Here is a 25720-nt window from a genome sequence, read left to right as displayed (position 1 = left end):
GGGAACCCCGCTTTGACCGGCCTCCGTACCGGCGAGTACCGTTCTCCACACAACAGAAGTCGAATTTCGCTATACGAAAGGGCAGGCAGATGGCTGGACTGGAAGGCATCGAGGTCACCGGACCCCTCGGCGAGCGGTACGAGGAGATCCTGACCCCCGAGGCGCTCGGCCTGCTCGCCGCCCTGCAGCGCGAGCTGGGCACCCGCCGCAAGGAGCTGCTGGAGGCGCGCGCGGAACGCCAGCGCAAGCTGTCCGCCGGCGGGACGCTCGACTTCCTGCCCGAGACCGCCGGCGTCCGCGGCGACGACTCCTGGCGCGTCGCCGCGCCCGCGCCCGGCCTGGAGGACCGCCGCGTCGAGATCACCGGCCCGACGGACCGGAAGATGACGATCAACGCGCTGAACTCGGGCGCCAAGGTGTGGCTGGCCGACTTCGAGGACGCCAACACCCCGCTGTGGAACAACATGGTCGAGGGGCAGCTCAACCTGCGGGACGCCCTCGACCGCACCATCGACTTCACCGACGCCAAGAGCGGCAAGTCCTACGCGCTGAAGGACGACGGGGAGCTCGCGACGATCGTCGTCCGGCCGCGCGGCTGGCACATGGAGGAGAAGCACCTGCTCGTCGACGGCGAGCCCATGTCCGGGTCGCTGTTCGACTTCGGCCTGTACTTCTTCCACTGCGGCCGCAGGCAGCTGGACAAGGGCAAGGGCCCCTACTTCTACCTGCCGAAGATGGAGAGCCACCTTGAGGCGCGGCTCTGGAACGACGCGTTCAACCTCGCCCAGGACGCCCTGGAGATCCCGCGCGGCACCATCCGCGCGACCGTGCTGATCGAGACGATCCCGGCCGCGTTCGAGATGGAGGAGATCCTCTACGAGCTGCGCGACCACTCCGCCGGCCTGAACGCGGGCCGCTGGGACTACCTCTTCTCGGTGATCAAGAAGTTCCGGGACCGGGGCGCCGACTACGTGCTGCCCGAGCGCAACGCGATCACGATGACCGCGCCGTTCATGCGGGCCTACACCGAGCTGCTCGTCCGGACGTGCCACAAGCGGGGCGCCCACGCGATCGGCGGCATGGCGGCGTTCATCCCGTCCCGCCGCGACGAGGAGGTCAACAAGGTCGCGCTGGAGAAGGTCCGCGCCGACAAGACCCGCGAGTCCGGCGACGGCTTCGACGGCTCCTGGGTCGCCCACCCCGACCTCGTCCCGGTCTGCCGAGAGGTGTTCGACGGCGTTCTCGGCGACAGGCCGAACCAGCGCGACCGGCTCCGCGAGGACGTGCACGTCTCCGCCGCCGACCTGCTCAACGTCAAGGCGACCCCGGGTGAGATCACCGAGGCGGGCCTTCGCAACAACATCGACGTGGCGCTGCGCTACCTGGCCACCTGGCTGGACGGCGCCGGCGCGGTCGCGATCCACAACCTGATGGAGGACGCGGCCACCGCGGAGATCTCCCGCTCCCAGGTCTGGCAGTGGATCTACAACGGCGTCTCCACCGCCGAGGGCCAGAAGATCACCAGGGAGTGGGTGGAGCGGCTCCTGGACGAGGAGCTGGGCAAGATCCGCGAGGAGCTCGGCCAGGCGTACAACGAGCCCCGCTACAACCAGGCCGTGGAGCTCTTCAAGGAGGTCACGCTGGCCGACGAGTACTCCGAGTTCCTCACCACGCCGGCCTACCAGCAGTTCCCGTAGGGGGCCCGGCTCCGGCGGCCTCCGCGGACCGTCCGGAAAGGCGTTCCGGACGGTCCGCCGGACCTTGCGGCGGGTCGGCGGGCGAGGGATCGTGGAGAGGGTGGAGACCATGCTCACGGCGCTCGGACTCCGGCTGGAGGCACTGCTCGGGACCGACCGGGTGATCACCGACCCGGTGCGGCTGCGCACCTACGACTGCGACGGCCTCACCAACCACCGGTCCACGCCCGGCGTCGTCGTGCTGCCCGACACGGCCGAGCAGATCGCCGCGATCGTGCGCGAGTGCGCGGCGGCCGGGGTGCCCTACGTCGCGCGCGGGTCGGGCACGGGCCTGTCGGGCGGCGCGCTGCCCCGCGCGGACGGCGTGCTGATCGTCACGTCCCGGATGAACCGGATCCTGGAGATCGACATCCCCGGGCAGCGGGCCGTGGTGGAGCCCGGAGTGATCAACCTGGACGTGACGCGGGCCGTCCGCCCGCACGGGTACTACTTCGCGCCCGACCCCTCCAGCCAGCAGATCTGCTCGGTGGGGGGGAACGTCGCGGAGAACTCCGGCGGCGCGCACTGCCTGAAGTACGGGTTCACCGCCCACCACGTGCTGGCCTGCGAGGTGGTCACGCCCGACGGCGAGCTGGTCGACCTGGCCGCGGACGGGCCCGGCTACGACCTGCTCGGCGTGTTCGTCGGGGCGGAGGGCACGCTCGGCATCGCCACCAAGATCACGGTCCGGCTGACGCGGGTCCCCGAGACCGTGCAGACGCTGCTGGCCGCGTTCGGCTCGATCGAGGCGGGCGGCGCCGCGGTGTCGTCGATCATCGGCGCGGGCGTCGTCCCGGCGGCGATCGAGATGATGGACGCCCTGGCGATCGAGGCGGCCGAGGCGGCGGTGCGCTGCGAGTACCCGCCGGGCGCCGGCGCGGTGCTGATCGTGGAGCTGGACGGCCCGGAGTCCGAGGTCGCCGCCCAGTTCACCGAGGTGGAGCGGATGTGCCGGGACGCGGGCGCCTTCGAGATCCGCATCGCCGCCGACGACGCGCAGCGGGCGCTGATCTGGAAGGGGCGCAAGTCGGCGTTCGCGGCCGTGGGCCGGATCAGCCCGGCCTACCTCGTCCAGGACGGCGTCATCCCCCGGACGGTGCTCCCGGACGTCCTCGCCAGGATCGACGCCCTCTCGGCCAAGTCGGGCGTGCGGGTCGCGAACGTGTTCCACGCGGGGGACGGCAACCTGCACCCGCTGGTGCTGTTCGACGACGCCGAGCCGGGCGCGGAGGAGCGCGCCGAGGAGGTCTCGGGCGCGATCCTCGACCTGTGCATCGAGCACGGCGGCTCCATCACGGGCGAGCACGGGGTCGGCGTCGACAAGGCCCGGTACATGCCGCGCATGTTCACCGGCGCCGACCTGGACACGATGCAGATGGTCCGCTGCGGCTTCGATCCGGCGGGGCTGTGCAATCCGGGCAAGGTCTTCCCCACGCCGCGGCTGTGCGGGGAGGTGCCCGGAAAGCGCAAGGGCCCGCACCCGTACGAGGGAAAGGCGGACATCTTCTGATGGGGCCCCTGGACGCCTTGGCGAAGGTCTGCGGCGATGTACGGCCCGGTGAGCCCGCGGAAGGCGTGCTCGGCGTGGAGCCCGCACTCGTCGCGGCGCCGAAGGATCTGACCGAGGCAGCCGACGTCATGCGCGTGGCCGCCGAGAAGGGTCTGGCCGTCGTCCCGCGTGGGGCCGAGACCCGGTTGGACTGGGGCGAGCCACCGGAACGCTGCGATCTGCTCGTCGACAGCCATCGGCTCAACAGGCTCGTCGAGCACACGGCCGGCGACCTCGTCGCCAAGGCGGAGGCCGGGCTCGCGATGGCGGAGTTCGCCGAGAGGCTGGCCGAACGAGGGCAGCGGCTCGCGCTCGACGTCCCGCTGCCGGGCTCGACGGTCGGCGGGACGATCGCCACGAGCGCCGCCGGTCCCCTGCGCACGCTCTACGGCACGCCCAGGAACCTGGTCATCGGGCTCACGGTCGTCCGGGCGGACGGGCAGGTCGCGCGCTCCGGCGGCAAGGTCGTCAAGAACGTCGCCGGGTACGACCTGGGGCGGCTCTTCTGCGGCTCCTACGGAACGCTCGGCCTGATCGTTGACGCCACGTTCCGCCTGCACCCGATCCCCGAGGCGACCGCTTACGTGACGTGCGCCGTCGACGGGCCGGAGGACACGCACGATGCGGTCCAGACCGTCCTGCACTCCCCTGTCGCCCCGAGCGCGGTCGAATACATCAGCCCGGGGACGGTCGCGGTCTTCCTGGAAGGCGTTCCCGACGGCGTCGCCGCGCGCGCTCGGCAGACGGCTGAGCTCCTCGGAGAGAAGACCGAGCTCTCCGAGACCGCCCCGGACGGCTGGGGCCTCTACCCAGAGGGCACCACCCTCATCGACATCGGCGCCCCGCCGTCCTCGCTCCGCGACGTCATCACCACGCTGGGCCCGGACATCGCCGCCACCTTTAGCGCCGGCGGGCACGGTCACGTGGGCCTCCCCGCCGGACTCGGCCCGAACGAGGTCGCCGACGTCCTCGGTCGCCTGCGGGACGTGCTGAGGACGCACCGCGGTCACGCCGTCGTCCGCTACGCGCCGCAAGAGGTGCGCGGCGAGATCGACCTGTGGGGTCCGGTTCCGGCGCTGACGCTGATGCGACGGGTGAAGGACCAGTTCGACCCGGATCACCGGCTGTCCCCGGGCCGTTTCGTAGGAGGGATGTGATGAGCGCCCAGGACGACCTTCCGAACCTGCTCAACGACTGCGTGCACTGCGGGTTCTGCCTTCCGACATGCCCCACCTATGTGCTGTGGGGCGAGGAGATGGACTCCCCCAGGGGCCGCATCCATCTGATGCAGCAGCACGCGGACGGCGAACCGCTCAGCGGGCCGATGGTCGAGCACTTCGACCGCTGCCTGGGATGCATGGCGTGCGTGACGTCCTGCCCGTCCGGTGTGCAGTACGACCGGCTCATCGAGATGACCCGCGCCGACGTCGAACGCGAACACCCCCGTTCGCTGAGGGAACGCGCCATACGGGAGCTGGTCTTCCAGCTGTTCCCGTACAGGCGGAGACTCCGCGCCCTGCGCGCCCCCCTCCGCGCCTACCAGAGGTCGGGGCTGGAACGGCTCGTGCGGCGCAGCCGCCTACTGGAACGTGTTTCACCGTCCTTGGCGGCGATGGAACGGCTCGCACCGCCCCTCGGAAAGGCGCCGAGGCTCCCCGAGCGGGTCGCCGCGCGCGGGGAGCGCCGCGCCACGGTCGGGATGCTGACCGGGTGCGTCCAGGGCGAGTTCTTCCCGGGCGTCAACGCCGCCACGGCCCGCGTGCTGGCCATGGAGGGCTGCGACGTCGTCATCCCGAGAGGGCAGGGATGCTGCGGCGCGCTGTCCCTGCATTCGGGGCGGGAGGAGGAGGCCCGCGCCTTCGCCCGCCGGACGGTCGAGACCTTCGAGGCCGTCGACGTGATCGTGGTGAACTCCGCGGGCTGCGGCTCCGCGATGAAGGAGTACGGGGCGCTGCTGGCCGACGACCCGCGGTGGTCCGGGCGGGCGGAGGCGCTCTCGGCCAGGACGCGGGACCTCGCCGAGTACCTGGTGGAACTCGGGCCGCGGGCGGAGCGGCGGCCGCTTCCGGTCACGGTCGCCTACCACGACGCCTGCCACCTCGCCCACGCGCAGGGGGTCCGGAGCCAGCCCCGCGAACTGCTCGCCGCCATCCCCCGGCTGACCGTCCGCGAGATCGCCGAACCGGACATCTGCTGCGGGTCGGCCGGAACCTATAACCTGTTCCAGCCGGAGGCCGCCGGGGAGCTCGGCGACCGCAAGGCGGTGAACGTGGACGCCACCGGAGCCGAACTGCTGGTCGCCGCCAACCCCGGCTGCTCGATGCAGATCGCCACGGCGCTGCGCCGGCGCGGGGCCGCCATCGCGGTCGCGCACACCGCGCAGGTGCTGGACGCGTCCCTGCGAGGACTCGGCCGAGACGCCCTCATCGCGCGCGGTTCGTAGCTCGCGGACCGTGACCGCCGCCGATCCGGGCGTCAGGTATCGTGACCTGCCCGCCGTGGGCAGGGACACGCCGACCGAGCCGGAGAGGGCCGAGGGAGCACGACGACCATGTCCGACAGCCGCCAGCCGTACCGCTCGCACCGCCGCAGGAAGAAGAGCCACGCGGGGAGGCTCGGACTCGCCGGCGCCCTGACCGGCGCCGTCGGGATCGCCGCGGTGGCCGGAGCGATCGTGGTCCTGCGCCCCGGGACGAGCGACCGCGCGCAATCCTCCGCGCCCAGCCTCGCCAGCCAGGGCGACGGCGCGGCGGTCACGTCCGTGCCCGCCCCGAAGGCCGGCCCGCCGGTCGGCTTCACGACCCCCGAGGGGTACGGCTACAGCCTCGCCGCCGTCATGGCCGGGACGTCGCGGCAGCCGCTCGGCGCGACGCCGGCCCCGCCGTCCGGGACGACCTACGCCTACGCCGACTACGTCCTCACCAACAGCGGGCGGCGGCCCGTCCTGCTGGACTTCCCCGCCGACCTGTTCATGCCGAAGTCGCGGATCCCGTCGTCGGCGCAGGAGCGGTGCATGCCGCAGGCGGGCATCCCGGACGACATGTGCACCCTCCCGAACCACAGCAAGATCACCGCGCGGGTCGGCGGGTCGAAGGCGCCGGTCGAGGACGGCGGCGACACGATGATCCCGGCGGGCGCCTCCTACGTGGTCCGCGTCGCCTCCGACCTCCCGGTCGAGGAGGACCTCTCCGCCGACGACCTGCGCCTGTACGTGTGGAACGCGCGCTTCACCAGCGACCGCAAGGGCGTCCGGCTCGCCTTCCCGTGAGCGTCACCGGCGGGCGAAACCGATGTCCTGATAGGCGGGTCTCCGGAAGCCGCCGGCCCCCACGTTCGCGAGGTCCGCGCGCACCGCGACGAGCTGGGGGCGCTGGTACAGCGGCAAGACCGACGCCTGTCGCCAGATGAGCCGGTCGGTCCTGTTCACCAGGGCGTGAGCTCTCTCGGGGGCGAGCTCCGTGATGGCCTGGTCCATCGCCGCGTCGATGGCGGCGCTGCCGATCCGCGAGTAGTTCTGCTGGACGTTCCGTCCGTGCGGTCGCGCGAAGACCGCCTCCATCTGCGAGACGGGGTACGAGGTGCCGAGCCAGGAGAACGGAACGATGTCCATGTTCCCGGGCGTGACGTACCGCTCGAAGACGTCGTCCGCGGGAACGACCTGGATGTCCACTCGGACGCCGATGCGTTCGAGTAGCGCACGCGTCAGCTCTCCTTCTCGCCTGCTGATGGGCACCCCGGACGGAATCACGAAACGCAGCGCGAGCGTGCGTCCCGCCTTGGAGCGGTACCTGCCTCGCGGTGTCCAGCCCGCCTCGTCCAGCAGCCGTCTGGCCCGCGCGGGGTCGTAGGTGCCGAGCCCGCCGGAGTTGTCCTGGTATCCGGCCTGGGTGTTGACGTAGAAGTGGTTTCCGAGCGTCTGGACCGGCACGCCGAGGCCCGACAGGTCGGATCGTGCGATCACATGCCGGTCGATGCCGAGCATGACCGCCTGGCGCACCCTGGCGTCGGACAGGATGGGGCCGGCCGCGTTGAACGTGAAGTTCCGCCAGTCCGGCCCGCCGGCTCTGCGGACGGCGGCGCCGGGAACGCCCTGGACGCGCTGCAGCGCGTCCGCGTCGAGGCCGATGTCCATCAGGTCGATCTCGCCGTTGGCGAATGCACCGGGCATCGCGCTGGTGTCCATGGCGCGGTACACGATCCGGTCGAGCTTTGCCGGCGCACCCCACCATGCCGGGTTCCGCACCAGGGTCAGCGTCTTGGCCGTCCGGTCGATCCGCTGGGGACTGAACGGTCCGGCCGTGACAGGCAGGCGGCCCAACCACCCTGCGTTGAACGCGCGTGGGCTGGAGTAGGCGGTAGCCGGGTACAGGGGGCTGAACAGACTGCGCCAGTCCGCATAGGTTCGGTCGAACGTCACCTCGACCTCGTGTTCATCGGCGCCGCGCTCGACCCGCTCGATCTGCCGGTAACCGGTGACGGTCGAGACCTCGTAGCGCGGGTCGCGTCCAGACAGGGCATGGGCCTGCGCCAGAAAGTCGGCGTAACCGATGGGCCGGCCGTCCGACCACCTGGCACGCGGGTTGAGCCTGTAGGTCACCGTCTGGCCGTGCCGGGTCCGCTTCACCGTGGCCGCCTCCAGATACTCCGGGACGGGATGCGGGACGGCCTTCTCATCGGCACGCATCAGATACGGCAGGACGCCCTGGACGACGTGCTCCACCGTGCCCTTGGCGCCGTTGATGTGGTTGGTGTTCCACTGGGACGGGAACTCGGGGAGCGGCCAGCGGAGCGTTCCGCCGTTCAGGACGCGGGCACGCGGAGTCGGGTTCACATCCGCCGCAGGCAGCGCCCCGGACGCGTTGGACGTCGACGCCGCCGGAGCACGGCACCCAGTGCCGCCCATAAGCGTGAATCCAAGAAGGACCGCAGCGACAACCCGTCTCATCGTTCGGACTCCGCCGGGACGAGCGGGTGGTGGCAGGCGACGGAGTGGTCGGCCGCCATGGCAGAGGGCATCGGATCGTGGTCTTCGCATAGGCGTCTGTCGTCGAGGGTGAGCGTTGCGTAGTGCGGGCAGCGCGCGCGGAACCGGCACCCAGAGAGCTCGACGACGGAGCCGGGCGGGTCACCGTGCAGAAGGAAGCGGCGAGTTCTATTTCGGTCCGGGCTGGCTGAAGGCATCGCGTCCAGCAGCGCCTGCGTATAGGGATGGGCGGGAGCCCCGTACACACCGGCGACCGGCCCGATCTCAACGACGCGCCCCATGTACATCACGGCGACCCGGTCGGCGAAGCCCCGCACCAGGGCGAGGTCGTGGGTGACGAACAGGCACGCCAGGCCGAGCCGCACCCGAAGCCCTTCCAGCAAATCCATGACGCTCGCCTGCACGACGGTGTCCAGTGCGGACACAGGCTCGTCCAGAAGCAGAAGGCGGGGTTCTAAGGCGAGAGCTCTGGCCAGAGCCACACGCTGTCTTTGCCCGCCCGAGAGCGCATGTGGGAAACGCCGCGCATGGCCGGGTTTCAAGCCCACCAGCGCAAGGAGTTCCTCTACGCGACCACCGATCGGTAAGCGGTGCGCGATGAGCGGTTCGGCAAGGATGTCGGCCACCCGCATCCGTGGGTTCAGCGAGGCGTAGGGATCCTGGAACACGACTTGGACGTCCTTGCGTAAGGCCTTGCGGTGGGCGGCGCGCAAGGCGGCCGTGTCCTGGCCCAAGACGGTGACGCGCCCTTCCTGAGGGCGGGACAACCGCAGAATCTCCATCAGCGTCGTGGTCTTGCCGGACCCCGACTCCCCCACCAGCGCGAGCGTCTCACCCTGACGGACGTCGAAGCCAACACCGTCCACGGCCCGCACCTCTCCGGCCCGCCGCCGCAGCAGCGTCCCTCTGAAAAGGGGGTAGCGACGGGCAAGGGCGTCCACCTGGAGAACCACCGGACGCTCAGGCCGAGCACGAGGAACCGGGGCATCACCCGCACGCGGCCACGAGCGCAGCAGGCGGCTCGTATACGGCGTCCGGGGCCGAGAGAAGACCTGCTCCACCGTGCCCGTCTCCACGACTCGCCCGTCGCGCATCACCATCACGCGGTCCGCGAAGCCGGCGACGGCCCCCGGATCATGGCTGATCAGCACGATCGCGGCCCCGCTCGCCTCCCGGGCGGCCCGCAGGACGTCCAGCACCTGCGCCCGGACGGTCGCGTCGAGGGCCGAGACGGGCTCGTCGGCCACGATCGCGACCGGGTCGTTCGCGACGGCCATGGCGATCATCACGCGCTGCCGCATCCCGCCGGACAGCTCGTGCGGGTAGCAGCGGGCCCGTCGCGCCGCCTCCGGCATACCGACCAGTTCGAGCAGGTCCAGAGCACGAGCACGCGCCGCCGAGCGGCTCACGGCCGAGTGGATCCGGACGGCCTCGACGATCTGGTCTCCCACCCTGCGGACGGGCGACAGCGCCGACGACGGATCCTGGAAGACCATCGCCAGGTCCTTGCCGCGCACCCGCGAGAGTTCCGCGTCGGACCGTCCCAGCAGTTCCTGACCGCGCAGCCGCACGGAGCCCGTCACGCGCGCTCCCTCCGGGAGCAGCCCCATCAGAGCGAGCGCGAGCGCGGTCTTGCCGGCCCCCGACTCGCCGACGATCCCGAGCGCCTCCCCGGCCCCGACCGAGAAGCTCACGCCGCGCAGGGCACGCGCGCCCCCCGCGTGATCGACCGCCAGGCCGGCGACCCGCAGGACCGTCAACGTCCGGCCTCCGGGTCGAGAGCGTCCCGCAGCCCGTCACCGAGCAGGTTCACCGCGACGACGATCGAGACGAGCAGTCCGGCGGCGAACCCGAACGCCCACGGATGCGCGGTCGCCCCGCCCCGGCCGTCGGCGATCACCGTGCCGAGCGAGACGTCCGGCGGCCGCGTCCCGAACCCGAGGTAGGACAGCCCGCTCTCGGCGACGATCGCGATGCTCACGTTCAAGCTCGCGTCCACCGCCAGCAGCGACGCCAGCCCGGGCGCCACATGCCGCGCGACCAGCCGCGGCGTGCCGACGCCGAGGTACCGCGCGGCCAGCACGTGGCCGCGGTCCCGCAGGGAGAGCGTCGCGGCCCGCACCGCGCGGGCCGTGACCATCCACATGAACGCGGCCAGCAGCGCCGCGAGCACCGGCCGCCCTCCTGCGGTCCGGGACGCCAGGACGGCCACGATCAGGAAGGACGGGAGCACCAGCAGAAGATCGACGCCCCACATGAGCACCCGGTCGGCCCTGCCGCCGAGGAGCCCGGCCGCGGTCCCGACGACGGCGGCGAGTCCCGTCGACAGCAGGGCGGCGCTCAGGCCGACCAGGAGCGAGTTCTGCGCACCGCGCAGCGTGAAGGCGAAGACGTCGCGTCCGCTCTGGGTCGTGCCGAGCCAGTGGCCGCCGGACGGCCCCTGCCGGAACGCCGTGAAGTCCGTCTCGTCCCATCCCCACGGCGAGGCGAGCGGCCCGGCGAAGGCCAGGAGGAACAACAGCCCGAGCAGGACCGCCCCGGCCGCCGTCCGACGACCGCAGGTCATGGCGTGCCCCCGGTGCGGACGCGGGGGTCCAGCGCGGCGGCCAGCACGTCGGACCCGAGCGCTGCCAGGACGACGGCGCAGGCCGCGAGGCATTCGACGGCGGCGACGGCGTTGACGTCGCCGCGGGAGACGGAGTCGACGAGCCACTCCCCTACCCCGTGCCGCCCGAAGGCCGTCTCGGTGAACACCCCGCCGAGGAGCACCAGTCCGGACGTGTAGGCGAAATAGGTGGTCATCGGGACGATCGCGGTCCGGAGCCCGTACCGCAGCAGGGCATCGCGCCGCCGCAGCCCCCTGGCCCTCGCGGCGCGCACGTGATCGGCGTGCAGCACGTCCAGCATCAGGCCGCGCTGGTAGCGGGCGTAGAGGGCGAGTTGGCAGAGCGCGATCGTGGCCGTGGGCAGCAGCAGCCGGCGCGCCCGATCCGCGAGATCCCAGAGCCGGCCCCCCGGCGCCCCCGGCGCGGACTCCCCCACCCAGACGAACAGCCGCATTCCCAGGGCGTCGTTGGCTTCACCCGCCACGATCTGTAAGAGCACCGCGAGGACGAACACGGGAACGGCCAGCAGCAGGTAGGAGCCGCCGGAGACCAGCCTGTCGGCCGCCCGACCGTGCCGGGCGGCGGCGTAGGCGCCGAGGGCGACGCCCAAGGCGCCTCCCAGGACGGCCCCTGGAGCGACCAGGCGGAAGCTCACTCCGAGCCGGCGCCGCAACTCGCCTTCGACCGGCTCGCCGTCCCACGTCCGGCCGAAGTCGCCCTGGGCCACGCCCCCGGCCCAGGTGAGGTACCGCTCCGCCAAAGGCTTCCGGTCATCGAGGTTGAGCGCACCGAGCCGCGCGTCGATGACGGCCTGCGGCGGACGGGGCGCCCGGTCCTCGAGAACCGCCCGAGGATCGAGCGCCGCGGCGGCGAGCAGGTAGCCGAGGCTGGCGGCGAGCACGGCCAGCGCCGCGTGGTTCACCACCCGCCGCACCATGAACGTCGCCACCGTCCGCCCCTCCGCACACCACCCAGAAGTCACCGAATGCTATTGATTGGCCACGGAACGCGTACAGGATTCGGCAAGAGTCACGGCCGTGGAGGTCACGCGAGTGCCGGTTCGCGGCCGCGCTCGGCCTCGCCGGCCGAACGCCTCCGCAGACCGCCGAAGACCGCCGTCCCGGCGGTGCGCCAGGCGAGGGACGGGATGGCGAACGTCATCAGCACCGCGGCCGCGAGACCGGCGCCGTCTACCGGTACTTCAGAAGCAAGAACGAGATCATCGAGGCGAACATCGCCACCGTGATCGGCGACAGCGACCCGCTGCTCCCGGTCGACGAGATCTGCTCCCCGCCGACACCGACGCCGTGGCCGCCGGGAAGACGCTGTTCGCGCTGTTCCCCGGCTTCCTGATCCAGCGCCTGCTCCTCGATGACTTCACCGCCGAGGACATGAGGCGCGGCGTGCAGGCCCTGACGCGCGAGAGCATGCTGACTCCGGGGTCCTGAACCGCCCCTCCCCGCACGCGTGCCCCGCCCCTCCCCGCACCCCGACACGCCCGGGACCCGGGCATGCGGCCATGACTGGCCGCTGACCTGCACCTTCCGTTCATCTCGGGCGTTTCCCCGGCTACCATCACGGCACGCCCGCACGCATCGCGACCGGAAGCCCTCCGCCCGACCGGTCCGGCGGTGTCCTCAGGCGGACGCGCTCGGCACTGCGGTACAGGGAGCTGCGCGTTTTAACATTCCATTACTTTCGGGCGGGGAGTGTGCATGGAGACGGAAGAGCACGACCGCGCGGCGGGGCGCGTGGGCGCCCTCCTCGCGCTGACCGCGGTCGCGTCCGTCGCCGCGTCACTGATCATCGGCGCCCGAGTGCCGTCCGACCTGCGGATGGTGTGGTGGCATCCGGAGATCCTGGTCGCTCTCGCCTGGACGCCCGTCGGCGCCGTCCTGCTGCGGCACCGTCCCGGGCTCACCGTCGCCTGGCTCATGGTCGGCGCGGGTTTCAGCGCCTCCCTGTACGTGCTGTCGCTCAACCTCGGCCCCTGGCTCGAACTCCACCGGTGGGCCGGAGCCGGCTTCGTCCAGTGGCTCGCCGTCTGGCTGTGGGCCGTTGACACCTACGCCCTGACCCTCGTACTTCCGCTGATCTTCCCGGACGGGCGGCTGGTGTCGCGGTGGTTCCGGCCCGCCCTCGCCCTCGCCTGCCTCGTCCCGGTCATCGTCTGCGCGCACCTGACGATCGACCCCGGCGTGCGGCGCTGGCACAACGGCGTCTCGGTGTACCCGTTCGAGGAGATCCCGCTCCCGATCAGCGCGGTCATCGTCACCGCCCTGGCGGCGGGCCTGTTCTCGGTGGCGGTGCGGTTCGTGCAGGCGCCGCCGGACGTCCGGCGGCAGATCGCCTGGGTGGTCTATCCGGGCATCCTCGCCGAGGCGGTCATCTTCGTCGGCGAGAACGGCCCGATCGGCGACCCGCTGCGCGACCTCACCATCGTCGCGGTCCCCATCTGCGTCGCGATCGCGATCACCCGCTACCGGCTGTACGACATCGACCTCGTGGTCAGCCGGACGCTGGTGTACGCGGGGCTCGTCGTCGTCATCACCGGCGTGTACTTCGCGCTCGTCGGGACGGCGAGCCTGCTGGCCCACGGCCGCGGCACCCTCGCCGGGCTCGCCGGGGCGATCGTCGCCGGCGCGGTCTTCGAGCCCGTCCGGCGGCGCCTGCAGCGCATGGTGGACGCGTTCATCCACGGCGAGCGCGACCCGTACCGGATCGCCGACCGGCTGAACCGGCGGCTGCAGACCGCCGCGAACCCGGGCGCCGCGCTCGCCGTCGCCGCCGAGGTGGCGCGTTCGGCCCTGCACGCGACCGGTGTCACGATCGAGGTGCTGGACCGCGACGGCCGGACGGTCTCGGCGGAGGACGGCGTGCTCGGCGAGCGCCCCCAGCTCATCCCGCTGGTGTGGCACGGGGAGCCGGTGGGGCGCCTGCTGTTCGGCGTCACCCGCACCCCGGACGCGCGCCTGTCGAACGTCCTCGCCCGCAACCTCGCCGAGCTGGCGAACGCGGCGCGGCTCTCCGCGGACGTCCAGCGCTCCCGGGAGCACATCCTGCGCACGCGGGAGGAGGAGCGGCGGCGGCTGCGCCGCGACCTGCACGACGGGCTCGGGCCGACGCTGGCCAGCCTCGCCATGACGGTGGACGCCGCGCGCATCACGCTGAGGACCGACCCCGAGGCGGCCGACGGGCTGCTGGAGGAGCTGCGCGCCACCATGGGGCGCACGATCGGCGACATCAGGGAGCTCGTGTACGGCCTGCGGCCGCCCGCCCTGGACGATCTCGGGCTGGAGGGCGCGATCCAGGCGCTCGGCGGCGTCGTCGCCGCCGGGGACGGCCCGCGGGTGGACGTGCGCGTCGAGGGCGACCTGAAGGGCCTGCCGGCCGCCGCCGAGGTCGCCGCGTACCGGATCGTGCAGGAGGCGCTGACCAACGTCCACCGGCACGCCGGCGCGGGGTGCGCCGAGGTGCGGCTGCGTCTGAACGGCGATCTGCACGTCACCGTCGACGACGACGGTGTGGGGTTGCCCGACCATGTGCGTTCCGGCATCGGCATGTCATCGATGCGCGAACGTGCGGCCGAACTGGGGGGATCCTGCACGGTGGGGCCCGGCCCCAAGGGCGGGACCCTGGTCCGCGCCAGACTGCCGGTCAACGGCGTCTCTTCCTGAGGCACCCCTCCCGGTGGGAGGGCCGGTGACCGCCCCCCGCCAAGAAGGTCGCCACCGGCCCTCAGGCTCCGTACGGGCCCGGGGCTCCCATCCCGGTCCATACGGGCCATTCACCAGAGGGTGTGCAAGAGAGAAGTTATGCGGCGGAAGGTCCCGCCGGAGAGGGACAGCTGTCCCGTCTGTGCCGGGACCGCCCCGGGACCGCCCCGGGACCACCGCAAGCCCAGGTGAGACGGCCGGCCGCTAAAGCCAGCCGGGCCGCGTCTCGCCCTCGGCGACCAGGACGGCCGGGCCGCTCAGGTAGCTGGTCTCCCCGTCCAGGACGACGGTCACCCGCCCGCCGGGGACGTCCACGATCCATTCGGCGCCGTCGGCGACGCCGCCGGCCGCGGCGGCGGCCACCGCCACGGTGCCGGTGCCGCACGACCGGGTCTCGCCGGAGCCGCGCTCGTACACCCGCATCTCCACGTGCCGCTCCCCCACGCCGCGGAAGAACTCGACGTTCACGCCCGCGGGGAAGACCGCCGGATCGAAGTCCGGGGCGCGTGACAGGTCGAGCGCGGCGACGGGCTCGGAGACCCGGCACGCCAGGTGGGGGTTGCCGACGCTGACCCGCTCGCCCGCGAAGCTCGCGCCCGCCAGGGTCGCCTCTCCGGGGCCGAGGAGCCGCGGGCGGCCCATCTCCACGCGGACGTCCCCGGACGGGCCGAGCGTCACGCGGCGCAGGCCCGCGCGGGTGGCCAGGTCCCACTCCCCGGGCGGGGCGAGGCCCGCGTCGACCAGGTAGCGGGCGAAGACGCGCACCCCGTTGCCGCACATCTCGGCGATGCCGCCGTCGGCGTTGCGGTAGTCCATGAACCACTCGGCGTCGGCGTCGACATCGGCGGCCTTCGTCCGGACCGCGCGCAGGACGCCGTCCGCGCCGATCCCCGCCCGCCGGTCGCAGAGCCGCGCGACGGCCTCCGGGGTGAGGTCCAGGACGCCGTCCGGATCGGGGAGGATCACGAAGTCGTTCTCGGTGCCATGCCCCTTGACGAACCGCATGCCCCGATCATATGGGGTCCGGCGTCTCCCCCCTCACCAGGGCGAGGGCGCGCTCGACCAGGTCGGGGGCGTCGTAGGGCAGCCACCGCACGCGCGGGTCGCGGCGGAACCACGACTCCTGGCGGCGGGCGAAACGCCGCGTCGTGCGGACGGTGTCCTCCCTGGCCTGCTCCTCCGTCCACTCACCCGCAAGGAACCGCAGCACCTGCGCGTAGCCGAGGGCGCGCCCGGCGGTCAGGCCGTCCCGCAGACCCCGCTTCTCCAGCTCCCGGACCTCGTCGACCAGGCCCGCCTCCCACATCCGGTCCACCCGCAGGGCGATGCGCTCGTCCAGCTCGTCGCGGGGGACGGCCAGCCCGATCTGGACGACGTCGTCGTAGCGGTACCGGTGCTCGGGCAGGGTCGCGGTGAACGGGCGGCCGGAGATCTCGATGACCTCCAGGGCCCGCACGATCCGGCGGCCGTTGCTCGGCAGGATCGCCTCCGCCGCGGCGGGGTCCAGGCCGCGCAGCCGCTCGTGCAGGGGGCCGGGCCCGACCCGCGCCAGCTCCTCCTCCAGGCGTCCCCGCACGGCCGGGTCCGTCCCCGGGAACTCCAGGTGGTCGAGGGCGGCGCGCACGTAAAGCCCGGATCCGCCGACCAGCACGGGCGGCCTTCCCCGGCCCCGGATCTCCGCGATGGCGTCGGCGCTGAGCCGCTGGTACTCGGCGACGCTCGCGGTGACCGTGACGTCCCACACGTCCAGCAGGTGGTGCGGGACCCCGCGCATCTCGGCCGCGGACAGCTTCGCGGTGCCGATGTCCATGCCGCGGTACAGCTGCATCGAGTCGGCGTTGACCGCCTCGCCGTCCAGGCGGAGGGCGAGCTCGACGGCCAGGTCGGACTTTCCGGCCGCCGTGGCGCCGACGACCGCGATCACGTGCGGGGCATTGGTTGAGGTCACGGGATTGATTGTGGCAACAGAACGGGTATGGCCGGAATGAACGGGTGCCGCGCCGTGCCCGCGGCGCCGAACGAGCCGAGGGATCCGGGGGGATTCGATGTCCATCGTCGACAAGGTCAAGCAGATGCTCGGGCAGCACTCCGACAAGGCAAAGCAGGGCGTCGAGAAGGCCGGCGACATGTTCGACCAGCGAACCGGGGGCAAGCACGCCGACAAGGTCGACCGGGCCCAGGAGCAGGCAGGCGGGTACATCGACCGCGAGAGCGGCCAGCCCGGCGGCGCGGGCGGCCAGCCCGGCGGGGCAGGCGGCCAGCCTGGTGGCGCGGGCGGGCAGCCTGGTGGCGCGGGCGGGCAGCCCGGTGAGACGGGCGGGCCTCCGTGAGCACGCTGCCCAGGTAAGGCGGGCCGGGCCTGGGGAAAGGCCCGGTCACGCCGGAACTCAGGGGCGGGTCGAGCAGCCCGGCGCGGACGCGGCGGGCTGGGCCGGCCGCCCGATCGACGGCATGCCGAGCGACACGCCCCCGGCCCCGCCGCCCCCGCCCTGCCGGGCCTCCCACGCGTCGCCCGCGCGGGTCCGGCGGACGCCCAGCGCGGGCTTGTCGGCGACCAGGTGGTGCGGCGCGGCGTAGGTGATCTCGACGGTGACCATGTCGCCGGGACGGACCGGCTCCTCCGGCACCCCGAAGTGGACCAGGCGGTTGTCGGCCGCCCGCCCGGAGAGCCGGCGGGTCGCCTCGTCCTTGCGGCCCTCGCCCTCGGCGACCAGCACCTCCAGCGTCCGGCCGAGCTGGCGGCGGTTCTCCGCCCAGGAGATCTCCTCCTGGAGCGCGACGAGCCGCTCGTACCGCTCCTGGACGACCTCCTTCGGCAGCTGGCCGTCCATGGTCGCGGCCGGGGTGCCCGGACGCTTGGAGTACTGGAAGGTGAACGCCGAGGAGAACCGGGCCTCCCGCACCACGTGCAGGGTCTCCTCGAAGTCGGCCTCGGTCTCGCCGGGGAAGCCGACGATGATGTCGGTGGTGATCGCCGCGTCGGGGATCGCGGCCCGGACCTTCTCGATGATGCCGAGGTAGCGCGCCTGCCGGTACGACCGGCGCATCGCGCGCAGCACCGCGTCCGAGCCGGACTGCAGCGGCATGTGCAGGGACGGCATCACGTTGGGCGTCTCCGCCATCGCGGCGATCACGTCGTCGGTGAAGTCCTTGGGGTGCGGCGAGGTGAACCGGACGCGCTCCAGGCCCTGGACGCCGCCGCAGGCCCGCAGCAACCCCGCGAACGCCGACTGCCCGCCCCCGGTCATCGCGCGGACCTCGTCGGGCGCGCCGGACAGGGCGCCGAAGCCCGAGCCGTAGGCGTTGACGTTCTGCCCGAGCAGTGTGATCTCCAGGGCGCCCTCGGCGACCAGCGCCTCGACCTCGGCGAGGATCTCGCCCGGCCGGCGGTCGCGCTCCTTGCCGCGCAGGGACGGGACGATGCAGAACGTGCAGGTGTTGTTGCACCCCACGGAGATCGACACCCAGGCGGCGTAGGGGGACTCGCGGCGCGTCGGCAGCGTCGAGGGGAAGGTCACCAGCGACTCTTCGATCTCGACCTGCGCCTCGTCCCGCACCCGCGCGCGTTCGAGGAGCGCGGGCAGCGACCCGATGTTGTGCGTGCCGAACACCACGTCCACCCAGGGGGCGCGCTTGACGATGGTGTCGCGGTCCTTCTGCGCCAGGCAGCCGCCGACGGCGATCTGCATGCCGGGATGGCCGTCCTTGACGGGCCGCAGATGGCCGAGGTTGCCGTAGAGGCGGTTGTCGGCGTTCTCCCGCACCGCGCAGGTGTTGAAGACCACGACGTCAGGCTCGGCCTCCCCCGCGCGGACGTACCCGGCGGACTCCAGCAGCCCCGACAGCCGCTCGGAGTCGTGGACGTTCATCTGGCACCCGTAGGTACGGATCTCGTACGTACGGGGGGCCGTCTCCATTGGCGCACTCATGACAGTCATCCAGGTTACGGGCCCGGCACGACATGGCGGAACGGACGGCGCACCCCGCCGCCGCCTTTTGTGATCACTCTCCGCCACGACCGAACCCCGTCCGACGTGGGTATTCGTGATCGTATCGGTACCGCGCGGCAACTCGGGCAGTACCGGCGATGACATAAAGTCCGTGCCCATGACGGACAGCGAAAGCGGGCCCGAGCTCACCAAGACCGGGTCGGAGGACTCCACCCAGGAGCCGGCCGCCGCAGGTGACCGGCCGCTCGTCGTAGTCGAGCACGTCAACAAGCACTTCGGCGAGCTGCACGTCCTCAAGGACATCAACCTCACCGTGAACTCCGGTGAGGTCGTCGTCGTCATCGGCCCGTCCGGCGGCGGTAAGTCGACCCTGTGCCGGTCGATCAACCGGCTGGAGCCGATCGACGACGGCACGATCCTCGTGGACGGCAAGGAGCTGCCCAAGGAGGGCAAGGATCTGGCGAAGCTCCGCGCCGACGTGGGCATGGTGTTCCAGTCGTTCAACCTGTTCGCCCACAAGACGATCCTCGAGAACGTCATGCTCGGGCCGGTGAAGGTCCGCAAGCAGGGCAAGCAGGAGTCGCAGAAGCACGCGATGGAACTGCTCGACCGGGTCGGCATCGCCAACCAGGCGCACAAGTACCCCGCGCAGCTGTCCGGCGGGCAGCAGCAGCGCGCGGCGATCGCGCGCTCCCTCGCGATGAAGCCCAAGGTGATGCTCTTCGACGAGCCCACCTCGGCACTGGACCCGGAGATGGTCAACGAGGTCCTGGACGTCATGACGGGACTGGCCCGCGAGGGCATGACGATGATCGTCGTGACGCACGAGATGGGCTTCGCCCGCCGGGCCGCCCAGAAGGTCGTCTTCATGGCGGACGGCCAGATCGTCGAGGAGAACACCCCCGACGAGTTCTTCACCAACGCGCGGACCGAGCGCGCGAAGGACTTCCTTTCCAAGATCCTCACGCACTGAGCCGCGGGGCTCCGGCAGAGAGCAGAGGTAGGACGAGTATGCGAGTACGTCGTTTCGGCGCCCTCATCGGGGCGGGGATGGCGCTGTCGCTGGCGCTCAGCGCGTGCGGCAGCGACACCGAGAAGACCGAGGCCAAGACGGTCGTCCAGAAGGCCAAGGACGACAAGAAGCTGACCATCGGCATCAAGTTCGACCAGCCGGCGCTCGGCCTGAAGAAGCCGGACGGCAGCTTCGACGGCTTCGACGTCGACGTCGCCAAGTACATCGCGAAGTCGCTCGGCGTCCCCGAGAACGGCATCACGTTCAAGGAGACGACCTCCGCCAACCGCGAGTCGTTCCTCGGCGGCGGGCAGGTCGACCTCGTGGTCGCCACCTACTCCATCACCGACGCGCGCAAGTCGCAGGTGACCTTCGGCGGGCCGTACTACGTCGCCCACCAGGACACGATGGTCAAGGCCGACAACGGCAGCATCAAGAAGGCCACCGACCTCAAGGGCAAGAAGCTCTGCAAGGCGGCCGGCTCCAACTCCTTCCGCCGCATCACCGAGGGCCCGCCGGACGGCAAGCTGAACATCAAGGGCGTCACGCTGGTGGACGCCTCCAGCTACTCCGAGTGCGTGAGCAAGCTGAAGTCCGGTGCCCTGGACGCGGTCAGCACCGACGACCTGATCCTGGCCGGCTTCGCCAACCAGCAGAAGGGCGCCTTCAAGGTCATCAACGACCCCTTCACCGACGAGAAGTACGGCGTCGGCCTGAAGAAGGGCGACACCGAGACCTGCGAGGCCGTCAACAAGGCCATCTCCCAGATGTACTCCGACGGCACGGCCAAGACCCTGCTGGAGAAGCACTTCGCGGGCACCGGGCTCAAGCTCGTCACGACCGCGCCGCAGATGGAAGGCTGCGCCTGATCCAGGGCCGCGACTGACGCCCGTCACGCCGGCGCGTCCCCGACGCGTATCGCCCGGGGGCGCGCCGGCCTGGCCTGACACCCCGCTGGAACGTGATGAAACAGCTGAGCAATGTTTGACTTCAGCCCGTTCTTCGACAACTTCGACGAGATCCTCCAAGGATTCTGGGCGACCCTGCGCCTCGCGGCCGCCGCGGCGGTGCTGTCCCTGATCATCGGGACGTTCCTTGCGAGCTTCCGGGTCTCGCCGGTGCCGGTGCTCCGCGCGTTCGGCACGGGCTACGTCAACATCGTGCGCAACACGCCGCTCACCCTGGTGCTGCTCATGTGCAGCCTGGGCCTGAACGACATCCTCGCGCTGAAGTTCTCTGAGAACTCCTCGACGACCTACTACTGGTGGGCGGTCCTCGGCCTGTCGGCCTACACCGGGGCCTTCGTGTGCGAGACCCTCCGCTCGGGCATCAACACCGTCCCGCTGGGGCAGGCGGAGGCGGCCCGTTCGATCGGGCTGACCTTCACGCAGTCCCTCCGGATGATCATCCTGCCGCAGGCCTTCCGGGCGATCATCGCCCCGCTGGGCAGCGTGCTGATCGCGATGATCAAGAACACGACGGTGGCCGCGGCCGCGAGCTACGCCGAGGTCGCGCTGGTCACCAAGACGATCATTGACAAGCCCACGTTCGCCAACGGGGTCATCCCCCTCTTCCTCGGCGTGTCGATCGGCTTCCTGATCCTCACCCTGCCGACCGGATACTTCTTCGGCTGGCTCGCCAAGCGGATGGCGGTGGCGCGATGAGCAAGGAAGCGACCGTTCTCTTCGACATCCCCGGCCCCCGGGCCCGGGTGCGCAACGCGGTCCTGACCGCCGTGGTGTCGATCGTGTTCGCGGCCGTCCTGGCCGCGCTGGTCTGGCGCCTCAGCGACAAGGGGCAGTTCGAGGAGAAGCTCTGGACGCCGTTCCTGAAGTGGACGGTGTGGAGGCACCTGCTCCTGCCCGGCCTGATGAACACGCTGAAGGCCGCCGTCGTCGCCACGGTGCTGGCCCTGCTGTTCGGCGTCGTGTTCGGCCTGGCCCGGCTGTCGGACCACTGGTGGGTTCGCGTCCCGGCCGGCGTCGTGGTCGAGTTCTTCCGCGGCATCCCGCTGCTGATCCTGATCTTCCTGGCGTTCTTCGTCCCCAACAAGATCAGCCCCGCGATCGCCGAGTCCCAGTTCGGCACCCTGCAGCGCTTCTCGGTGGACTACTTCTTCTCGATCTTCGGGGTGGAGATCAACGCCGGGACGGTCACCGTGCCCGCGTTCGCCGCGGTCGTGTTCGGCCTGACGATGTACAACGGCTCGGTGCTCGCCGAGGTGGTGCGCGCGGGCGTCCTGTCGATCCCGAAGGGGCAGTCGGAGGCCGCCTACTCCATCGGGCTCCGCAAGAACGGCGTCATGCGGCTGGTGCTGCTGCCGCAGGCCATCACGGTGATGATGCCGGCGATCGTGAGCCAGATCGTCGTCCTTCTCAAGGACACCGCGCTCGGGTTCATCATCGCCTACGGCGAGTTCCTGCAGGCCGGCTTCAAGCAGGTGCCGGCGAACTACAGCAACAACGTGCTCCAGGCCGGCATCGTCGTCGCGGTCATCTACATCGCGATCAACATGTCGCTGAGCCGCGTGGCCACCTGGCTTGAGGGGCGCAGCCGCCGCAGCCGCAAGACCGACGCCAAGACCATGGGCACGGGCGGCCCGCCCCCCGTGGCCGGGGTCGGGGTGACCCAGCAGACCGTCTGACGGAATCGCCCGTCCGCGAGGGGCGCCGCCGGTTTCCGGCGGCGCCCCTCGCGGTCTCCGGGACGCGCGCACCCTGGTGTTACCGGCGGGTTTCCTGGGGGCGAGCTTGTATCTTTCCGACTTCAAACGGCCCGTCATGGCCCCAACCGATCCCCGTATGCGGGACGATTCCTGTTATGACCGCTCGTGCGACCCTTCCCTACGGCTCATGGCCTTCACCCATCTCTGCGGCCGATGTCGCCCGCGCCCGGCTGCGCCTCAGCTTCCCCACCGTCTCGGGCGACGACGTGTGGTGGCAGGAGACGCGGCCCGAGGAGGGCGGACGGGCCACGGTCATCCATCTGAAGGACGGTCATCGCACCGAGCTGCTGCAGGCGCCGTGGGACGCGCGTACCCGCGTCCACGAGTACGGCGGCCGGTCCTACCTGCCGGTCCGCACCGGCGCGGGCTGGTCGGTCGTGTTCTCCAACTACGAGGACCAGCGGCTGCACCGGCTCGACGAGGGCGACCCGAAGCCGTACCCGCTGACGCCCGAGCCCGCCGTCCCGGCGGGGCTGCGGTACGCCGACTACGTCCTGTCCCCGGACGGGACGGAGGTCTGGTGCGTCTGCGAGGGCCACATCGCCGAGCCGGCGGCCCCCGAGGATGAGCAGAGCGCGGACGGGCAGCCCGCCACGGGCATCCGGCGCGCCATCGTCGCCATCCCCCTGGACGGCAGCGCCGCCGGGGACGCCGGCGCGATCCGCGAGCTGGTGTCGGGCGCGCAGTTCTACGCGGGCCCCGTGCCGTCCCCCGGCGGAGGGCACCTGGCGTGGGTCCAGTGGAACCACCCCCGCATGCCGTGGGACGGCACCGAGGTGCGCGTGGCCGCGATCGAGGACGGATCGGTGGTCGCCCCCCGCACCGTCAAGGGCGGCCTCACCGAGTCGGCCCTGGCCCCGCTGTGGCGTGACGACGAGTCCCTCTACGTGATCTCCGACTGGCCCGGCTGGTGGAACATCTACCAGGTCGGCCTGCACGGGGAGTCCGCGCAGGCGCTCTACCCGGCCGAGGAGGAGTTCGCCGCGCCGCTGTGGCAGCTCGGCGGCATGCCGTACGCGCTGCTCGGTGACGGGCGCCTCGCCGTCCTGCACGGCGAGGGCGACATGCGGCTCGGCGTCTACGACACCGACACCCTCGACCTCGTCGACCTGGAGGTCCCCTACGAGCACTGGGCGCCGCAGCTGTCCACGGACGGCTCGACGATCGTGGGGATCGCCGGCGGCCCGGACCTGCCGGCCTCGGTGGTGCGGGTCGACACCACGACCGGGCGCGTGGAGGGGCTGCGCCGGGAGCGGGCCGAGCTGCCCGACGTCGCGTACCTGTCCAGGCCGCGCGCCGAGCGCCTGGAGGGGCCGTTCGGCCGTCCCGTCCACGCCTACGTGTTCCCGCCGACCAACCCGGAGGCGGCCGGGCCGGCCGACGAGCTGCCGCCCTACGTGGTGTTCGTGCACGGCGGGCCCACCGGGCGCGTGTCCACGGTGCTCGACATGGAGCGCGCGTACTTCACCAGCCGCGGCATCGGCGTGATCGACGTCAACTACGGCGGGTCGGCCGGCTACGGCCGCGCCTACCGGGAGCGGCTGCGCCGCCAGTGGGGCGTGGTCGACGTCGAGGACGCCGTCGCCGCCGCCCGCGCCCTCGTCGACGGCGGCATCGCCGACCCGGAGCGGCTGGCGATCCGCGGCGGCTCGGCCGGGGGCTGGACGACGCTCGCGGCGGTCACGCAGACCGACGTGTTCAAGGCCGCCACGTCCTACTTCGGGATCAGCGACCTGCAGCGCTTCGCCGAGAGCACCCACGACTTCGAGTCCCACTACCTGTTCGGCCTCATCGGCCCCCTCCCCGGATTCGAGCGCGCCTACGAGGAGCGCTCGCCGATCAACCGCGCCGACCGGACGGCCTGCCCCGTCCTGCTCCTGCAGGGCCTGAGCGACCCGATCGTGCCGCCGGACCAGTCCGAGCGGTTCGCGCAGGCGCTGGCCGAGAAGAAGATGCCGTACGCCTACCTCGCCTTCGAGGGCGAGTCGCACGGCTTCCGCAAGGCCGACACGGTCATCCGCTGCCTGGAGGCGGAGCTGGCGTTCTACGGCCAGACCCTCGGGTTCGAGCCGCGCGGCGTCGAACCCGTCGAGCTCAAGATCGGCTGATCAGGGGACGATGTAGGAGGAGATGTCGAGCAGCGTGTGGTCGGCGCGGAAGAACGACACCGTGTCTCCTGAGGTGTTGTTCAGAAAGCCGGCCGTCAGGCCGTTGTAGTAGGCGTCGGGACGGTTCGTGCCGGGGCCGACGTAGACGCGCAGCAGGCTGCCCGGCGGGATCACGTAGCCGGGGCCGATCCGCATCAGGTTGCCCGCCTGGTCGCGCAGGTAGCCGCCGCTCACCTCGACCGGCCTGGACGTCGTGTTGCGCAGCACCACGTGCTCGCTCTTCTCCGGCTGGGCGTCGTCGCCGCTCGGGTCGGGGAAGACGCTGTCGATCACGACGCCGTTCGCGCCGGGGAAGGGCGTCCGGCCCTCCAGGATCCGCCGGGTGGTGGCGGGGAAGTTCGTCGCGAGCCAGTCGTATCCCTGGTTCGCCCCCATGGAGACCTCTGCCGGGCTGTCCACCGGGTCGCTGAACACCTTCAGCCCCTTGGCGTGCGCGCGCCTGACGTCGTCGGCGCTGGTCGCCCTGGGGTGGGCGTACACGCTGACCGTCCAGCCCGCCAGCGCGGCCAGTTCGTCGTCGGAGAGCATCTTCCCGCCGGTCAGGTAGGAGAGCTGGACCTTGGGCGCGGACGCGTGGAATTCCTGGAGCGCCGCCTGGTCGCGCGAGTGGACGTGCACCCGGTAGGCCCCCGACCTGAGGGTCCCGCCGTCGGTGAGCCCCGCCGCGTTCAGCTCCCCGGCGAGCAGCGTGGCGATCCCCGGGCTGTTGGCGGGCGCCTTCAGCTCCAGGCTGAGCCCGGTCTCCCTGCCCCTGATGGCGAGCAGCTCCTTCAGGGCGGGTACCCGCTGGCCCGCGTACCGGGCGTCGAACCACGACCCGGCTTCCAGCCTCCTGATCTCGGCCAGCGTGAGCTGGCCCACCCTCCACGGCGCCCGGTCGGGGAAGACCTGCTCCACGTCGGTGGTCCGGGCGAGCGTGTCGTCGTGCACGAGCACGATCTGCTTGTCGGCCGTGAGCTGCACGTCGCCTTCGAGCACGTCGGCCCGGTCGCGGACTCCGCCGCGGTAGGACGCGGGCGTCTCCTCGGGGGCCTGCCCCGGCGACCCGCGATGCCCGACGATCACCGCGTGCGCGCGCTTCCCCGCGGCCTGCGGCGCGGCCTGGGCGCTGCCCGCGAAGGCGAGGGCGGCGGCCAGCACGGCCCCGCCCCCGATCATGGCGATCCTGTTCACGAGATCCTCCCGCCTGGAATGACTTGATCATCACCGCGGAAGCTTGCGAACACCAGACCGGCCGCTTAATTCCCCCCGAACCCCAACGAACCGCCCGGTCG

At 71.7% G+C, this 25720-nt stretch carries 21 protein-coding genes; 13 read left to right on the top strand and 8 right to left on the bottom strand.

Going from position 1 to position 25720, the window contains the following annotated elements; all coding sequences use genetic code 11:
* The first annotated feature begins 89 nt into the window (after positions 1-89).
* The 5 genes from aceB (at position 90) to BKA00_RS01680 (ending at position 6553) form a co-directional block, all read left to right on the top strand.
* Positions 90-1697: a malate synthase A gene (gene aceB, locus BKA00_RS01700; protein WP_185023244.1), complete on the top strand. Its 1608-nt coding sequence runs from the start codon at positions 90-92 to the stop codon at positions 1695-1697.
* Between the two features lie 109 nt (positions 1698-1806).
* Positions 1807-3246, top strand: a complete 1440-nt coding sequence (locus tag BKA00_RS01695) for an FAD-linked oxidase C-terminal domain-containing protein (protein ID WP_185033555.1) — start codon at positions 1807-1809, stop codon at positions 3244-3246.
* A complete protein-coding gene (locus BKA00_RS01690) occupies positions 3246-4442 on the top strand; it encodes an FAD-binding oxidoreductase (RefSeq protein ID WP_185023243.1) in 1197 nt (398 codons plus the stop codon). The genes BKA00_RS01695 and BKA00_RS01690 overlap by 1 nt, the downstream gene beginning before the upstream one ends.
* Positions 4442-5728 carry a (Fe-S)-binding protein gene (locus tag BKA00_RS01685; RefSeq protein WP_185023242.1) on the top strand — a complete coding sequence of 429 codons (1287 nt, stop codon included), beginning with the start codon at positions 4442-4444 and terminating at the stop codon, positions 5726-5728. Before BKA00_RS01690 ends, BKA00_RS01685 begins: the two co-directional genes overlap by 1 nt.
* Positions 5729-5836: 108 nt before the next feature.
* Positions 5837-6553: a hypothetical protein gene (locus BKA00_RS01680; RefSeq protein WP_185023241.1), complete on the top strand. Its 717-nt coding sequence runs from the start codon at positions 5837-5839 to the stop codon at positions 6551-6553.
* Between the two features lie 3 nt (positions 6554-6556).
* Here BKA00_RS01680 and BKA00_RS01675 read toward each other — a convergent pair whose 3' ends face one another.
* The 4 genes from BKA00_RS01675 to BKA00_RS01660 all read right to left on the bottom strand — a co-directional run bounded on the left by BKA00_RS01675 (position 6557) and on the right by BKA00_RS01660 (position 11824).
* A complete protein-coding gene (locus BKA00_RS01675; protein WP_230298520.1) occupies positions 6557-8116 on the bottom strand; it encodes an ABC transporter substrate-binding protein in 1560 nt (519 codons plus the stop codon).
* A 110-nt stretch (positions 8117-8226) separates the two neighbouring features.
* Entirely contained in the window at positions 8227-10029 is a 1803-nt protein-coding gene (locus tag BKA00_RS01670; protein WP_185023239.1) for a dipeptide ABC transporter ATP-binding protein, read from the bottom strand.
* Complete coding sequence (locus tag BKA00_RS01665) at positions 10026-10835, bottom strand: ABC transporter permease (RefSeq protein ID WP_185023238.1); 810 nt, start codon at positions 10833-10835, stop codon at positions 10026-10028. Before BKA00_RS01665 ends, BKA00_RS01670 begins: the two co-directional genes overlap by 4 nt.
* Entirely contained in the window at positions 10832-11824 is a 993-nt protein-coding gene (locus BKA00_RS01660) for an ABC transporter permease (protein WP_185023237.1), read from the bottom strand. The genes BKA00_RS01665 and BKA00_RS01660 overlap by 4 nt, the downstream gene beginning before the upstream one ends.
* A gap of 358 nt (positions 11825-12182) precedes the next feature.
* Here BKA00_RS01660 and BKA00_RS01655 point away from each other — a divergent pair, with 358 nt between their 5' ends.
* Together BKA00_RS01655 and BKA00_RS01650 are read left to right on the top strand one after the other, a co-directional pair.
* Entirely contained in the window at positions 12183-12323 is a 141-nt protein-coding gene (locus BKA00_RS01655) for a hypothetical protein (protein WP_185023236.1), read from the top strand.
* A gap of 267 nt (positions 12324-12590) precedes the next feature.
* Positions 12591-14552 (top strand): sensor histidine kinase, encoded by a 1962-nt coding sequence (locus tag BKA00_RS01650; RefSeq protein WP_185023235.1) that lies wholly within the window; start codon positions 12591-12593, stop codon positions 14550-14552.
* 243 nt (positions 14553-14795) lie between these two features.
* On the opposite strand, the gene dapF is transcribed toward BKA00_RS01650, so the two are convergent.
* Together dapF and miaA are read right to left on the bottom strand one after the other, a co-directional pair.
* The gene (gene dapF, locus BKA00_RS01645) at positions 14796-15596 is read right to left on the bottom strand and encodes a diaminopimelate epimerase (protein WP_185023234.1); all 801 of its coding nucleotides are present in this window, start codon (positions 15594-15596) and stop codon (positions 14796-14798) included.
* 7 nt (positions 15597-15603) lie between these two features.
* Positions 15604-16515 carry a tRNA (adenosine(37)-N6)-dimethylallyltransferase MiaA gene (gene miaA / locus BKA00_RS01640; RefSeq protein WP_230298534.1) on the bottom strand — a complete coding sequence of 304 codons (912 nt, stop codon included), beginning with the start codon at positions 16513-16515 and terminating at the stop codon, positions 15604-15606.
* A 121-nt stretch (positions 16516-16636) separates the two neighbouring features.
* Here miaA and BKA00_RS39645 point away from each other — a divergent pair, with 121 nt between their 5' ends.
* Entirely contained in the window at positions 16637-16921 is a 285-nt protein-coding gene (locus BKA00_RS39645; RefSeq protein WP_185023232.1) for an antitoxin, read from the top strand.
* Positions 16922-16978: 57 nt separating this feature from the next.
* Here the strand turns inward: BKA00_RS39645 and miaB are convergent, their stop codons facing one another.
* On the bottom strand, positions 16979-18508 hold the full coding sequence (gene miaB, locus BKA00_RS01630; RefSeq protein WP_230298521.1) for a tRNA (N6-isopentenyl adenosine(37)-C2)-methylthiotransferase MiaB: 1530 nt from the start codon (positions 18506-18508) through the stop codon (positions 16979-16981).
* Positions 18509-18698: 190 nt separating this feature from the next.
* On the opposite strand from miaB, the gene BKA00_RS01625 reads away from it, so the two are divergent.
* The 5 genes from BKA00_RS01625 (at position 18699) to BKA00_RS01605 (ending at position 24386) form a co-directional block, all read left to right on the top strand.
* Positions 18699-19514 carry an amino acid ABC transporter ATP-binding protein gene (locus BKA00_RS01625; protein WP_185023230.1) on the top strand — a complete coding sequence of 272 codons (816 nt, stop codon included), beginning with the start codon at positions 18699-18701 and terminating at the stop codon, positions 19512-19514.
* A 38-nt stretch (positions 19515-19552) separates the two neighbouring features.
* A complete protein-coding gene (locus BKA00_RS01620; protein ID WP_185023229.1) occupies positions 19553-20422 on the top strand; it encodes a glutamate ABC transporter substrate-binding protein in 870 nt (289 codons plus the stop codon).
* Positions 20423-20533: 111 nt separating this feature from the next.
* Positions 20534-21217 (top strand): amino acid ABC transporter permease, encoded by a 684-nt coding sequence (locus BKA00_RS01615; RefSeq protein WP_179833528.1) that lies wholly within the window; start codon positions 20534-20536, stop codon positions 21215-21217.
* Positions 21214-22197 (top strand): amino acid ABC transporter permease, encoded by a 984-nt coding sequence (locus BKA00_RS01610; protein WP_185023228.1) that lies wholly within the window; start codon positions 21214-21216, stop codon positions 22195-22197. The genes BKA00_RS01615 and BKA00_RS01610 overlap by 4 nt, the downstream gene beginning before the upstream one ends.
* A 176-nt stretch (positions 22198-22373) precedes the next feature.
* The gene (locus tag BKA00_RS01605; RefSeq protein ID WP_185023227.1) at positions 22374-24386 is read left to right on the top strand and encodes a S9 family peptidase; all 2013 of its coding nucleotides are present in this window, start codon (positions 22374-22376) and stop codon (positions 24384-24386) included.
* On the opposite strand, the gene BKA00_RS01600 is transcribed toward BKA00_RS01605, so the two are convergent.
* Positions 24387-25619: a glycerophosphodiester phosphodiesterase family protein gene (locus BKA00_RS01600; RefSeq protein ID WP_185023226.1), complete on the bottom strand. Its 1233-nt coding sequence runs from the start codon at positions 25617-25619 to the stop codon at positions 24387-24389.
* Positions 25620-25720 lie beyond the last annotated feature (101 nt).

This window comes from Actinomadura coerulea, from assembly GCF_014208105.1.
Classification (GTDB): domain Bacteria; phylum Actinomycetota; class Actinomycetes; order Streptosporangiales; family Streptosporangiaceae; genus Spirillospora; species Spirillospora coerulea.
The sequence above is the reverse complement of the archived record's forward strand: the minus strand, read 5'-3'. Positions and strand labels throughout refer to the sequence as shown.

What these genes read in the sequence shown, in the direction of transcription:
- aceB (WP_185023244.1), top strand. Translation starts at nt 90, where the DNA reads ATGGCTGGACTGGAAGGCATCGAGGTCACCGGACCCCTCGGCGAGCGG.
- BKA00_RS01695 (WP_185033555.1), top strand. Translation starts at nt 1,807, where the DNA reads ATGCTCACGGCGCTCGGACTCCGGCTGGAGGCACTGCTCGGGACCGAC.
- BKA00_RS01690 (WP_185023243.1), top strand. Translation starts at nt 3,246, where the DNA reads ATGGGGCCCCTGGACGCCTTGGCGAAGGTCTGCGGCGATGTACGGCCC.
- BKA00_RS01685 (WP_185023242.1), top strand. Translation starts at nt 4,442, where the DNA reads ATGAGCGCCCAGGACGACCTTCCGAACCTGCTCAACGACTGCGTGCAC.
- BKA00_RS01680 (WP_185023241.1), top strand. Translation starts at nt 5,837, where the DNA reads ATGTCCGACAGCCGCCAGCCGTACCGCTCGCACCGCCGCAGGAAGAAG.
- BKA00_RS01665 (WP_185023238.1), bottom strand. Translation starts at nt 10,835, where the DNA reads ATGACCTGCGGTCGTCGGACGGCGGCCGGGGCGGTCCTGCTCGGGCTG.
- BKA00_RS01650 (WP_185023235.1), top strand. Translation starts at nt 12,591, where the DNA reads ATGGAGACGGAAGAGCACGACCGCGCGGCGGGGCGCGTGGGCGCCCTC.
- dapF (WP_185023234.1), bottom strand. Translation starts at nt 15,596, where the DNA reads ATGCGGTTCGTCAAGGGGCATGGCACCGAGAACGACTTCGTGATCCTC.
- BKA00_RS39645 (WP_185023232.1), top strand. Translation starts at nt 16,637, where the DNA reads ATGTCCATCGTCGACAAGGTCAAGCAGATGCTCGGGCAGCACTCCGAC.
- miaB (WP_230298521.1), bottom strand. Translation starts at nt 18,508, where the DNA reads ATGGAGACGGCCCCCCGTACGTACGAGATCCGTACCTACGGGTGCCAG.
- BKA00_RS01625 (WP_185023230.1), top strand. Translation starts at nt 18,699, where the DNA reads ATGACGGACAGCGAAAGCGGGCCCGAGCTCACCAAGACCGGGTCGGAG.
- BKA00_RS01620 (WP_185023229.1), top strand. Translation starts at nt 19,553, where the DNA reads ATGCGAGTACGTCGTTTCGGCGCCCTCATCGGGGCGGGGATGGCGCTG.
- BKA00_RS01615 (WP_179833528.1), top strand. Translation starts at nt 20,534, where the DNA reads ATGTTTGACTTCAGCCCGTTCTTCGACAACTTCGACGAGATCCTCCAA.
- BKA00_RS01610 (WP_185023228.1), top strand. Translation starts at nt 21,214, where the DNA reads ATGAGCAAGGAAGCGACCGTTCTCTTCGACATCCCCGGCCCCCGGGCC.
- BKA00_RS01605 (WP_185023227.1), top strand. Translation starts at nt 22,374, where the DNA reads ATGACCGCTCGTGCGACCCTTCCCTACGGCTCATGGCCTTCACCCATC.